This is a genomic window from Sorangium sp. So ce394 (assembly GCF_051474665.1).
Classification (GTDB): domain Bacteria; phylum Myxococcota_A; class Polyangia; order Polyangiales; family Polyangiaceae; genus Sorangium; species Sorangium cellulosum_D.
The window spans coordinates 9,728,066-9,740,520 of sequence record NZ_CP150339.1 but is presented as its reverse complement, the minus strand read 5'-3'; the positions used below and the strand labels follow the sequence as shown (position 1 = coordinate 9,740,520).

At 73.0% G+C, this 12,455-nt stretch carries 9 protein-coding genes and 1 tRNA gene; 5 read left to right on the top strand and 5 right to left on the bottom strand.

Going from position 1 to position 12,455, the window contains the following annotated elements:
* Positions 1–9: 9 nt before the first annotated feature.
* Positions 10–1,260: a hypothetical protein gene (locus tag WMF33_RS35950; RefSeq protein WP_437332847.1), complete on the bottom strand. Its 1,251-nt coding sequence runs from the start codon at positions 1,258–1,260 to the stop codon at positions 10–12.
* Positions 1,253–2,242 carry a DUF2169 family type VI secretion system accessory protein gene (locus WMF33_RS35945; RefSeq protein WP_437332846.1) on the bottom strand — a complete coding sequence of 330 codons (990 nt, stop codon included), beginning with the start codon at positions 2,240–2,242 and terminating at the stop codon, positions 1,253–1,255. Before WMF33_RS35945 ends, WMF33_RS35950 begins: the two co-directional genes overlap by 8 nt.
* A 607-nt stretch (positions 2,243–2,849) precedes the next feature.
* Between WMF33_RS35945 and WMF33_RS35940 the strand changes: the two genes are divergently transcribed.
* The 3 genes from WMF33_RS35940 to WMF33_RS35930 all read left to right on the top strand — a co-directional run bounded on the left by WMF33_RS35940 (position 2,850) and on the right by WMF33_RS35930 (position 6,082).
* The gene (locus tag WMF33_RS35940) at positions 2,850–3,230 is read left to right on the top strand and encodes a hypothetical protein (RefSeq protein WP_437332845.1); all 381 of its coding nucleotides are present in this window, start codon (positions 2,850–2,852) and stop codon (positions 3,228–3,230) included.
* 2,187 nt (positions 3,231–5,417) lie between these two features.
* Positions 5,418–5,501, top strand: a tRNA-Leu gene (locus WMF33_RS35935).
* Positions 5,502–5,881: 380 nt separating this feature from the next.
* Positions 5,882–6,082 carry a hypothetical protein gene (locus WMF33_RS35930; RefSeq protein WP_437332844.1) on the top strand — a complete coding sequence of 67 codons (201 nt, stop codon included), beginning with the start codon at positions 5,882–5,884 and terminating at the stop codon, positions 6,080–6,082.
* A 355-nt stretch (positions 6,083–6,437) separates the two neighbouring features.
* Here WMF33_RS35930 and WMF33_RS35925 read toward each other — a convergent pair whose 3' ends face one another.
* Entirely contained in the window at positions 6,438–6,785 is a 348-nt protein-coding gene (locus tag WMF33_RS35925; RefSeq protein WP_236644122.1) for a hypothetical protein, read from the bottom strand.
* A gap of 107 nt (positions 6,786–6,892) precedes the next feature.
* Entirely contained in the window at positions 6,893–8,500 is a 1,608-nt protein-coding gene (hutH, locus tag WMF33_RS35920; protein ID WP_437332843.1) for a histidine ammonia-lyase, read from the bottom strand.
* Positions 8,501–8,753: 253 nt separating this feature from the next.
* Between hutH and WMF33_RS35915 the strand changes: the two genes are divergently transcribed.
* Positions 8,754–10,466, top strand: coding sequence for a hypothetical protein (locus WMF33_RS35915; protein WP_437332842.1), 1,713 nt, complete (start codon positions 8,754–8,756; stop codon positions 10,464–10,466).
* 182 nt (positions 10,467–10,648) lie between these two features.
* Positions 10,649–11,638: a D-cysteine desulfhydrase family protein gene (locus WMF33_RS35910; protein ID WP_437332841.1), complete on the top strand. Its 990-nt coding sequence runs from the start codon at positions 10,649–10,651 to the stop codon at positions 11,636–11,638.
* 23 nt (positions 11,639–11,661) lie between these two features.
* On the opposite strand, the gene WMF33_RS35905 is transcribed toward WMF33_RS35910, so the two are convergent.
* Complete coding sequence (locus WMF33_RS35905) at positions 11,662–12,429, bottom strand: NTP transferase domain-containing protein (protein WP_437332840.1); 768 nt, start codon at positions 12,427–12,429, stop codon at positions 11,662–11,664.
* Between the last annotated feature and the right edge of the window lie 26 nt (positions 12,430–12,455).

Sequence of the window (12,455 nt, the reverse complement as noted above, 5' to 3'; positions counted from 1 at the left end):
TCCTCCTCGTCACTGCTTGCTTCGGATGCGCTCGCCTGCGGCGCGCAGCTCATCCAGCCACTTCACCCGCAACCGCGGGTCCGCCGCGAACCTCGCCATCCACGCCGAGTCCTCGTCGCGCTTCCCTTCGGGGGTGAGCCCGTACCGCACGATCGTCGCCCGCTCGGCCGCCGGGCTCGCCGCGATCTCCGCGAGCATGGTGACGTAGTCCTTGAGCGAGAGCCGGGGCCCGGGAGCGGCCGGCGAGGGCGCGGACTCAGCGAATGGAAGCGTCTGTTTCGCGATCGCGAAGACCTCGCTCGTGGCCTGCTCGACCGCGCCCGGCAGGGCGCCCGCGGCGGGCGAGGGCGCGGACTTGGCGAATGGAAGCGTCTGCTTCGCGATCGCGAAGACGTCGCTCGTGGCCTGCTCGACGAGGCCCGGCGCGGCGCCCGCGGCCGGCGGTAAGGCCGGATCCTGGGACGGCGGAGCGCCGCGCTCGCTCTCGCGCGGCGCGCTGCCAGCGAAGGGGAGCGCCGGCGCGATCGGGCCCGGGAACGCCAGCGCCGTCTGCTCGTCGAGCCCCTTCCGGACCACCGGCGCACGCGGCGGAGGTGGTGGCGACACCGGCGGTGCGCTCACCGGCTGCAGGAAGGGCAGGATGGGCTCTGCGATGTTGGACAGCGGTTGCGTCTCGCTCAGCGCGACGCTCGCCGTTCTCTGCTTTGCTTGCCCCTTGGCGGCGCGGCGCGGCCTCCGCGTCGGCGCCTTCAGCGTCGGCGGCTCCGGCCGGACCTCGGGCGCCGGACCGGGCGCAGCGGCGAGGAGCGCGGTCGCCTCGTTGCGCGCCTCCTCGTCGGCCGCGATGCGCTCGTGCCAGAAGCCGAGCAGGCGGAAGACGTCGCCCTCGCCGAGGCCGCGTGCCTCGAGGAAGCCGAGCGGGTCCTCCGCGGCCGTGAAGGCGCGGAAGAAATCGAGCCAGGCGCGGAGCTCTGTGTCGAGCGGCGGCACCTTGCGGTCGACGTGCGCCTGAGCGGCCAGGCGATGCTGGTCGCACGCCTCGACCAGCGCCCCGTCCTCCATCGCGCTCTCGGCGAGCCGCGCGGACCACGTCGCCTCCACCTGCGGCCACGCTGCGACCGGGATCGCGGCGTGATCCAGGCTCTGTTCCAGCGGAACGCCCTCGGCGACGTACGCAAGGACCGCCGCGTACGCCGAGAGCGCCACGCCCGCGATCTCGGGATCTGCGGGCGGCGTCGGGTCGGCGGTCCTCTCAGCCATCGCCGCGCACCACCACCTCGCGCAGCACCCGACGGCCCCGGCCGATGGGGAAGACCGCGCGCGCCACGAGCTCCACCCGCCGCGCCTCGGGCTGGAGCAGCACGGTATCGATGGGCGGCCGCGCGACCACGCGCTCCCCGGTGTCGTAGCGCGCGCTCGCTGCCAGCGGGAGCGCCGGGAGCGCGAACACGAGCGGATCGAGCGACATGCCGTGTACGCCCACCGGATCGCCGGGCGCGAGGTGCTCCTCGAACTGCAGCGAGGGGTGGGCGACGTTGCCGAAGCGGACGTCCTGATCGTCGGGCGGGAGCGGCATCCGGGTCGCCTTCCACCGCGCGTCGAAGGTGCCGGCGTATTCGAGGCGCGGGGACCAGTGCGTCATGATCGCGCCGAAGCCCATCGGGGGATGGCGATCCGAAGGTGAGCCGTGGGGCCGGTCCGGGTGCTCGATCTGCGGGGCCGGCTGGTCGACGAGCTCCGCGGCGCTCTTAGCTACGCCGACGCCCGCAGGGTTGCGTAGCTCGATCACCGAGAGGTCCTCGGACATGCCGCCGTAGGCCCGCTCATAGACGATAGGCGTCCGGAGGAAGGGCTGGGCGGGCCCGATCCTGACGCCGAAGACGCCCCGGGAGAAGACACGCTGGCCGTGGACGCGCAGCGGCGTCAAACGCCGCCTGACCTTCACGACGACGTCGAGCACCGGCACCTTCGCCGGGGCTATCGCGTCGCCGGTGACCACCACGTCCGTGCCGAGCTTGGCGACGCCGAGGTCGGACGGGAAGCGGAGGCTGCTCCGGGGGCTCCCGGGATCCCAGGGCTCGTCGGCGATGCGGACCGGGGCCGGATCGTCGGCGAGCGTCGGTCGGCCGCTCCGGTCGACGATGAAGGTGCCCTTGATGATGGCGACGAGGACGTCGTTCCCATCCCGATCGATCAGGGGTACGGGCTGGACTGCGAAGGGGGACTCGTTCGCGACGCTCATGGAGATGTCCGCTGAAAGCGCCCGCATCGTACACGGCGTGGGTTCGCTGATCTGTTCCGCAGCGTCGGTCGTGGCGTCGGCGAGGAACGACGACTGGGCATGAGTTCAGTGTTTTGGGGCTCGATCCTGACGCCGCAGGCGCCGTACTCGTCGGCAGGGCCATTGTGCGGCTCGGCCGCAACGAGGACGCGCGCCTGCTGGCCTGCACCGCGAGCCCGCTGTGCTGGCGCGTCTTGTGGGGCTTCCTGAACCGCGACGGCCCCCGCATCAGAGAGGCGGCGCGCCTGCAGGTGCAGGACGTCGACTTGGATCGCGGCGCGCTGCGCCTCGAGAAGAACAAGACGAACGACCCGCGTCCAAACGTATCTCGTGCAGAGATACCTTTGTCTCCGAGATACCTTTTCGGGCGCTCTCGGGCGACCTCTGTCACGGTTGTTCACGAACCCTACACGGATGGAGGTACGGCATGGCATCGGTGGCTCTCGCGCGTGGCTCGTCACACCTTGCTCTTCGTGAGTCTGACAACAGCATGCGCGCGATCGAGAGGACGACCCTGGAGACGCCCGTCGACGGATCGCGGAGCCCCAGGGCCGTCAGCTCCTCCGCCATGGCCACCGCGACGCTCGCAATCCCGCTGGACGGGCTCACGATCACAGCGCCGCAGCCGGAGATGCTCTCGCAGAAGAACGTCGCGTCGGTCACCGGGATCCCGGCTCGCGTGTTCCTCGACACGATCCGCGCGCCGGGCTTTCCCCTACCGGTCGCGAAGCTCGGCAAGCTGCGCCTGGTCCGGCGCGAGGCGTTCGTCGCCTACCTCCAGGCGCTGGGCGGTGACCGGGCACCGCGTCGAGCCCCAGCGGAGGACGAGCGGACCGGGGTTGCGGCGGTGCTGGCGGCTGCCGGCCTTGAGCCGGTCCAGCAGCCGCGGGCCGGCCGAGCGAGCGCCTCTTCCGAAGGCGCGAGGCGTGGCAGGCTGCCGCCGAGGTAGCGCGGGTCCGCTTGGCGCTGCCAGCGGCGTCGCGTGGGCGTGCGTGGCAGACCGGGGGCCAGCCACGACAGCGCCGGTCTCCCAGCTATCGGTGCAGGGCGCTCCGCGCGGGGCCGCCCCGAGGTGGAGCACCGCCACGCTCGAGGGCGCTGGAGGTCCCTCACGGTGCGGTTCCGCGAGCTCGCCGGCCCTCTCTCGAAGGCGTCTCAGGCGTGGGCGCCGCCGGCGGCGCCGGGGAAGGGGAGCCGGCGTCCTGAGCGAGCGCTCCGGAGCGGGCACCGAGCCGGCCGACGAGCGCGGCGAGCGCGGCTTGCACCGCGGCCTGAGCTTCGTGGAGCGCGTCGAGGCGACGCACCCAGCTCGAGAAGCGCACGCCCTGCGGTCGTCGCGGGATCGGCTCCCGCGGGTCCGGCCCAGCGCCGAGTGCGGCCCGCGCCTTCGTCCGCCGTGCGAGCGCCTGCTCGAGGACACGCTCCTCGGGACGCTGCCGTGTCGCAGGATAGACGAGCCCGGCGCAGCGGCGGCAGCGCAGGCCCGGCGCAGCGAGGTACAGCACGGCCGCCCGCGCGGAGCAGCCGGGACAACGCGCCCAGAGCCGGAGGCCGCCGGAGGCCACGCGGGTCGTCTCGAGCTGCACGGTGATCGTCCCGGCCAGCACGAGGCACGTGCCGGCGATGGCGAGCTCGACATCGGTGTCGACCTCGCCGCGTCGGGCGGCACTGGCAAGCGCAGCGATGTTGACAGAGGCGATCTCAGCGGTCCTGCATCTGCGCACGCCGGCATCGTAGCAGGGCTCGATGCCGAGCCTTGAGAGCAAGCAGCGGAAGGTCAGGTCATCGAGGCCGGCGCGCTCTTACCTTGGCGATGATCTCATCGTGCGGGATTCCACCTCAACGTAGCGCATTCTCCCTCTCCCAGCGCTCCTGCGCCGCAATCACGTCGTCCGCGGCGCGGACACCCGAGACGAAGAGCGCCGCGTGCGCGGGGTCGTCGAGGTCGAGACCAAACCGGAGCATCACGACGCGGTCGCGCGGCGGGACGGCGCGGAGGATCGCGGCGGCGGAGCGGTCGCGGCGTCAGGAGGGCATATTACGAGCATCCCAGCGTTGCCGGCTGACGTCGTAAACGAGAAGTATACTAAGGTGCAGCTCGTCAATATCCGGCTGCCGTGCACGAGAAACGTCCTCGGCTGCCCGTCTTTGGAGTGCAACAGCGGAATCGTCGATGGGACGGCGGGTCTTCCGCAGGGGGCGGCGCAGCGGCGGTGCTCCGTGAGGCCGGCCTCGTGCCGGGCCCCTACGCTGGCGGGCCGCCCGTGCGTGAGCGCGACCGCGAATCGCGCTAGAAGAGCGTCGCCATGCCCCGCAGGCCCACGGGATCGCGCTTCCGCAACGACGCTGGTCGGCTCTACGTCCGCGTCCTCGTCGGCGACAAGGACCGCGAGAGCTTCCCTCTGGATCCCAAGCTGACCGCGGAGCAAGCCGAGAGGCACGAGGAGCTCGTCGTCGACGTGGCCGTGCGCCTGCGCGCCTCGCGCAACGTCGCGCGCGACGCGATCGTCGCGCTGCTGGAGCGTGCTGCGGTGGGCGAGGGGAGGGGGCGCTCCGCGACGTCATCGCGGCGGTCGACGTCGTCTGCAGATGGGGGACGTCGACCTCGGGCGCGGCGCGCTGCGCCTCGAGAACAACAAGACCAACGGCCCGCGCGCCTGGGCGCTGTCGCCCGGCGTGCCGCAGGCACTGTGCGCCCGGCTCGCGCTTCGCGGCAACCGACGCCCTCCGCGCCGCTGTTCGTCAACGAGGACGGCGAGCGCGTCAGCGTCGAGCACGCGGCCGAGCGGCTCCGCGCTCACGTTCAGCTCGCTGGCATCGGTCGCTCGGAGCTCTTCGAGGACTCCGACGAGCGCCAGCAGGTGCGCGCGCACGACACGCGCTCCACCTTCATCACCGTCGCCCTCGCGAACGGCCGGAGCGAGACCCGGGTTGCCGACCGGACCGGGCGCCGGAGCTCCGTCGTGAGCCAGAGGTACCGCCAGGCGGCCAGGACGTTTGCAGAGCTGGGCCTTGGCGAGCTAGCTTCCCTCGCCGAGGCGCTCCCCCAGCTGGGGGGAAAAGCCAGCGGAATAGCCAGCGAAGGGGGTGGCGCGGAGCATGGCGACGCGATAATAACCAGCAAATTCAACAACTTGGCCCCGTGGCGAAATGGCAGACGCGGTGGATTTAAAATCCGCGGCCCCTCGCGGGCGTGCCGGTTCGAGTCCGGCCGGGGCTACCTCATGGGTGACGTGCCGAGCTGGCCCGCGCTGGCGTGATGGGGGGCTCGGTGCTTCCAGCTGAAGCCGCCAGCTCGACCATCCGCGGCGCCAGCTCGACCATCCACGGCGCCAGCTCGACCATCCGCGGCGCCAGCTCGACCATCCGCGGCGCCAGCTCGACCATCCGCGGCGCCAGCTCGACCTGAGCTGCTTGCCCGCTTCGAAGGGGATCAGGTCGCTCTGTGTCCCACGTGGCGCCGACCTGCCGGGGACGCCGCGCCCCCGTCACGGTCTGATGGCGCTTGTCACGGTCTGAAGGGAAGCGGCGCGCGCCCCGTTTGGCGCTCCTCTAGGGCTCGACAAACCAAGTGGACTCGAGTAATGGGAGCGCCACTACATGGATCTGGACATCGATTGTCTGCGTGAGGCGAAGGTAGAGAACGTAGAACGCCTTGCACACGCTCTGGGCGTCAGGCTGCCCGAGCACAAGCGTCATGACAGGCGTGCTTACACCCGCGAGCTCATTCGCGTGGTGATGCAGGGCATCCGGCGCGATGCCGAGCGGTTCCGCAGCCGCAGGTTCTTCGGTCGCAGCTGACGATTCTACCCACACAGTACGCCCCCTGAGCGTGCCGGCTGGACTGTCCGTTCCCGCCGAGCCTTCGCTTGTTGCGTCTCCGCGTTGGTCGTTCCTCGTTCCTGGCCGAACCGTAGGCCCCCGGAGGGGCTGTTCTCCGCGCGGTGTGGGGGATGGGCCGATGTTTGAGCCTTTGCCTTTGCTCCTCCGGCTTGCCGGAGGAGCAAAGGCAAAGGCGAGTTCGGCGGGGCCCCCACACCGCGCGGAGAACAGCCCCTCCGGGGGCCGATCCGCCCGGAACCACCTCCCGACCTCCCGACCTCCCGACCTCCCGACCCCCGCCCCCCGCCCGCCGCCGGCTCCTCGCCGCCGCCCCCTACCGCCCCTGAGGCTTGCTCCGCATCGCCAGCCGGCTCCCCGTCACGCGGCTCCGCGCCGCCAGCAGGAGCGGCGCCGCCGGCGTGAGCGGATCGACCAGGTCGTTCACCTGGAGCATCGCCTTGTCCGTCACCTTCCACGCCGCCGAATGACCCGACACCCCCTGCTGGGGCGACCCCGCCAGATCCAGCGCTCGGCTCAGCTCCCGCCCCACCCGCTCGATCCGCGCGAGCTCCTCCCGCGACGCCCCCCCGTCCTTCGCCGCCGCGTAGATCGCCCGCACCACGCCGAGCAGATCTCGAACGGCATCGAATGGAAACGGCGGGGTGCTGACCGGAATGGGCACTGCGCCAATGTACAGCAACTCGCCGTTCGATGGAGCATTTGCATTCCGATGACGCGCATCAGATTTCCACAGGATCGTCTCAGTTGTAATTTCGAAAACAGAAAAAATCAGTTGAGCGGACCCACCGCCTCCTCTACCGCGGCGATCAGCGCCCCGCTCCGGATGAGCTCGGTCGCCGCCGCGATGTCCAGGTAGAGCGGCCGGTCCTCGACCAGCTCGGGCACCACCCGGCGGATGGCGGCGTGGGCCGCGGCCACCCCCGCGCTCGGGCGGAGCGGGCGCCGCTGGTCCACCCCCTGCGCCGCCGTGATGAGCTCGATCGCCAGCGAGCTGCGGACGTTCTCGATCACCTGCGCGAGCTTGCGGGCGCTGATGCTGCCCATGCTCACGTGGTCCTCGCGGCCGGCGCTCGAGGGGATCGAGTCGACGCTCGCCGGGTGACACAGCACCTTGTTCTCGCTGACCAGCGACGCGCTCGCCACCTGGGCGATCATGAACCCCGAGTGCAGCCCGCTCCGCGGCGCCAGGAACGGCGTAAGGCCCGTCGAGAGCGCAGGGTTGACCAGCTGCTCGACCCGCCGCTCGCTGATGTTCGCGAGCTCCGCCGCCGCCACCGCGGCGAGATCCAGGGCCAGCGCCACCGGCTGCCCGTGGAAGTTGCCGCCCGAGATCAGCTCGGCGACCCCCTCTCCGCCCCCTTCTCCGCCTCCTTCGCCGAGGAACACCGTCGGGTTGTCCGTCACGCTGTTGACCTCCCGGGTCAGCACCTCGGCGGCCCAGGCGAGCGCGTCGCGCGTCGCGCCGTGCACCTGCGGCATGCAGCGGAGCGAGTAGGCGTCCTGCACCCTCGGGCAGTCCGCGTGGCTCTGCATGATCTCGCTGCCCCCGAGCAGCGCGCGCAGGTTGCCGGCCGTGCCGGCCTGGCCCGGGTGCGGGCGCACCCGCATGAGCCGCTCGTCGAACGGGCGCTTCGAGCCCATCAGCGCCTCGAGGCTCACCGCGCCGGCGATGTCCGCGACCGTGCAGAGCGCGGCCGCGTCCCGCAGCGCGAGCGCGCCGAGCGCGGCCATGTACTGGGTCCCGTTGATCAGCGCGAGCCCCTCCTTCGCGGCGAGCTCGATCGGCGCGAGGCCGGCCTTCGCGAGCGCCACCGCGCTCGGCATGAGCTGCCCTTCGAGCCGCGCCTCCCCCTCGCCGATGAGCGACAGCGCGAGGTGCGCGAGCGGCGCGAGATCGCCCGACGCGCCGACCGAGCCCTGCGCCGGGATGCGCGGGCACACGCCGCGCTCGAGCAGCGCGGCGAGCAGGTCGAGCACCTCCGTGCGCACCCCCGAGTGCCCCAGGGCGATCACCTGCGCGCGCAGGAGGATCATCGCGCGCACCTCGGCGTCGCCGAGATCCGGCCCGACCCCGCAGGCGTGGCTCCGCACGAGGTTCCGCTGGAGCGCACGGATGTCGTGATCGGCGATGCGCGTCTCCGCGAGCGCGCCGAAGCCGGTGTTGATCCCGTACACCGCAGGCGCGGCGTCGCCCGCCGCCGCGATCGCGTCGATCGCCCGGCGCGAGGCCGCGGCGCGCTCGCGCGCCTCGGCGCAGACCGCCACCGGCCGCCCGCGCCGCGCGACATCCTCGAGATCCGCCAGCGAGAAAGGGCGGCCCAGGAGCAACGGAGACAGAGAAGGAGAGACGGCGGCGCGCGGCGTGGAGAGGGTCACGGGAGCGCACGCTAGAGCGGCGGATGCCTCGAGAAAAGCCGCTGGCGGCGCGATTCGCGGCGCCGCTCGGCCGCCCGCCAGCGACGGACGAGGCCCGGCAGCGACCCGGCTGGAAAGCGCGGAATCGTGCTCTGCCGCCGGCGGCGGGTCGCCCCGCCGGCGACGGAAGAAGAATCCAGTGCCCCGCAGGGATCGATCCGCCTATCCTGCCGGCGCGCTCCGGCCTGCGCCGGCGCGCGGCCGCTTGCTTCCGATGCGCTTCGCCCTGGCCCACCTCGCCCCCCTTGCGCTCGCCGTCGCGCTCGCCTCGCCGAGCGCCGCTCAGCCCGTCGAGGGCGCGGACGCGGGGCCGGGAGCCCCGCCGGCCGCGGCAGACGCCGACCGCTTCGAGGAGCGGCTCGTGCTGGACACCGGCCGCTCGCCGCCGCCCCCGCCGGACCCGACCCGGTCGACGTTCTCGGTGCAGGGCGAGTACCAGCTCCGCTACCGCGCCATGACCGACCTCCGGCTCCGGGCGCCGCCCCTCTCGGATCCGGGCGCGACGACGCTCGGGCAGAACCAGTACATCGCTCACTGGCTGCGCCTCTCGCCGCGCTTCCACTACAAGGACAAGGCCTCGATCGTGGCCCAGATCGACGTCGTCCGCGGGCTCATCGCCGGCGACACCACGCGGCACGTCGAGCAGGTGCGCGACGCGCGCGCCGCCCTGGCCTGGTACGACGTGCACCCGCGCTACCTCTACCTGGAGGTGCCGTCGTCCGTCGGCGTCTTCCGGGTGGGCCAGCAGGGCGCGCACTGGGGGATGGGGCTCGTCGCCAACGACGGCGATCGCGCGAGCTTCTTCGGCGACTACGAGCGCGGCTCGCTCGTCGAGCGCGTCATGCTCGAGGCGACGCCGATGGGGCGGGCCGGGCCGCTCGTCGTGACCGTCGCGGCCGACCTCGTGTTCGAGGACAACGCGGCCGACCTGCTCGGGAACGACGTCGAGGGGCAGGACGAAGGGGAGGGCGATCGCGCGGTCCAGGCGGTCGTGTCGGCGCTCTGGCGCGAGCGGCGCGGCGAGGTCGGGATCTACGGCGCCCTGCGGCGGCAGGCCCGCGAGCGCCGCGCGAACACGAGCCCGGCCCGGTTCACCGAGGCGCTCGCGGCGGCGGTGATCGACGTGGCCGGCAGGTTCGACGCGCCGGTGCCAGGGGGCGGCGCCCACGTCTACGGCGCGCTCGAGGCCGCGGTGATCCTGGGCGCGGCGTCGTTCGTCCCGCGCGGGCCCGAGCCGCTCGCGGGCGCGGCGGCGGGGCGCGCGCCCGTGGCGGTGCGCTCGGTCGGCGGCGCGGCCACGCTCGGCGCGGTGCACGTCGCGGGCCGCGGGCTGCGGCCGGCCGATCGGTGGGGGCGCGTCGTCACCGAGCTCGAGGCCGGCTACGCGTCGGGCGACGACGACCCCAGGGACGACGTGTCGCGGCGGTTCACGTTCGACCCGAGCCACAACGTCGGGCTCATCCTCTTCGACCAGGTGCTCGCCTGGAAGACGGCGCGCTCGGCCACGATCGCCGAGCGGGAGCTCTTCGCCGCGTCGCCCGAGCCCGGGATCAGGTCGCTGCCCTCCAAGGGCGGCGTGTTCGGCGCCGCCTACGTGAACCCGCGGGTCGTGGTGCGGCCGGCGCGCTGGCTCGACCTCAAGGCGGGCGCGGTCATCGCCGAGGCGACGGCCGACGTCGTCGACCCGCACAACCCCCGGGCGGGCGGCGTCCTCGCCAACTACGACGGCGGGGACAAGCGCCGCCGCGATCTCGGCGTCGAGCTCGACCTCGGCGTCGACGCGCGCATCGCGATGGGCAGGCTCGTCACCATCCAGCTCGGCACCGAGGCCGGCGTCCTCTTCCCCGGCGGCGCGTTCGACGACGCCGCCGGCACGGAGCTCCCCGATCAGTACCTGCTCACGCTCAAGCTGGGCGTGATCCACTGATCCGGCCGGGGCTCGCCGGCCCTCGAGCGAGCTCGCGCGCGACACGGCAGACGAGGGCCGCCCAGGGTGGTAGAGGGCGTCTGCGTGGCGGGTGCGGCGCGGCGGGCGCGCGGCTCGTCGAGGTCGGGCGACGGCGCCGGCCGCGGCCTCGCCCTCCGGAGGAGAGACATGGGAGAGAAACGATGCGCAAACGACTCGCGCTGAGCCACCTTCCGACCCCGATCCAGCGCCCGCGGCGGCTGGCCGAGGCGCTCGGCGTCGACCTCTACGTGAAGCGCGACGACATGACCGCCGGCGCGGAGGCCGGCAACAAGGTCCGCAAGCTCGAGTACCTGCTCGCCGCCGCGCGGGAGGAGGGCGCCGACTGCGTGATCACCTGCGGCGGCCTGCAGTCGAACCACGCGCGCGCGACCGCGCTGCTCAGCGCCTCGCTCGGCCTGCGCTCCGTGCTGTTCCTGCGCACCGCGGATCCGTCGGCCGGGGCGCCGCTCGGGGGCAACGTGCTGCTCGATCGGCTCGCCGGCGCGGAGATCCGGCTGATCTCGCCCGAGGCGTACCGGGGCCGCGACGCCGTCATGGCCGAGGCGGCCGCCGAGATCCGCGCGGCGGGCGGCCGGCCGTACGTGATCCCCGAGGGCGGCTCGAACGGCCTCGGCGCGCTCGGCTACGTGCGCGCGATGGAGGAGATCCGGAAGCAGCTCGACCTCGGCCTCGCGGGGGGCAAGCCGTTCGACGTCGTCGTGCACGCGTGCGGCTCGGGCGGGACGGCGGCGGGCTCGGCGCTCGGCGCGGCCCGCTACGAGGTGGCCGGCGAGGTGCGCGCGATGGCGGTGTGCGAGGACAAGGCGACGTTCGCGCGCGTCGTGGTCGCGATCATGGACGACGCGCGCTCGCTCGAGCCGCGCCTCGGCGCGCCCGCCCACCTCGTGATCGACGACTCCGCGCGCGGGCCGGCCTACGGGGTGTCCACGCCGGAGCAGCGGGCGCGGATCGTGAAGGCGGCGCGGCTGTCGGGGCTCATCCTCGACCCGGTGTACACGGGCAAGGCGTTCTCCGGGCTCTGGGACATGGCCGAGCGGGGCGAGCTCTCGGGCAAGCGGGTGCTGTTCCTGCACACCGGCGGCCTTCCCGGGCTCCTCGCGCAAGGCGCCGACTTCGCCGACGCTGTCTAGGGCGGCCCGCTTCGCCGGCCGGGTCAGGCCCCGCCGCGCCACCACGCGTCGGCCAGCGACGCGTCTTCCAGCGTGTCGATCTCCATGTAGCCGCCGTGCGTGTCGATCTTGTGCAGGGCCGCGCCCGACTCGAGCATGTGCTGGAGCAGATCGATGAGGTAGGCGCGCCGGAACGAGCGGCCCTCGCGGAACTCCGGCCGCTCCGCGAACGCGGCGCGCGCGGCGTCGAACGCGGCCAGCAGCCGCGCGGCGCCCCGCGCCGACAGCTTCATCACCCCGATGAACTCGCCCGTCGCCGCCTCCGACGGGATGCGGCGCGAGATCTCCACGACGCGGTCCCCGTCGGCGCGGAGCTTCTCGGCGTCGGTCTCGGGGTGCTGCGAGCGGTTCACATACCGGCGCCGCCAGTCCGTGTCGCAGGCGAGCGCGATGTCGTGCGGAGAGCGCACCAGATCCGCCACGATCCCGGGCCGGTAGACGATGTCCGCGTACGTCGAGACGAAGCCGCCCTCGAGGTGCTCGCGCGCGCAGAGCAGCGAGAGCAGGATGTTGTTCTGCTCCCAGTCGCGGTTCTCGACGTACGTGAGGTCCGGGTAGGCAGCCCGGATCACCTCGGCCTTGTAGCCGCAGACGAACACGACGTCCGACCGCTTGAAGCCGCCCGCCGCGAGCGCGTCGAGGATGCCGTCGAGCATCGGGCGGCCGAGGATCGGGACCAGCGTCTTCGGCAGCTCTTCGGTGAGGTGACGCAGCCGGCTGCCCCGGCCCGCCCCGATGATCACGGCCTTCACGGCTCCGCCGATACCACGAACGGACT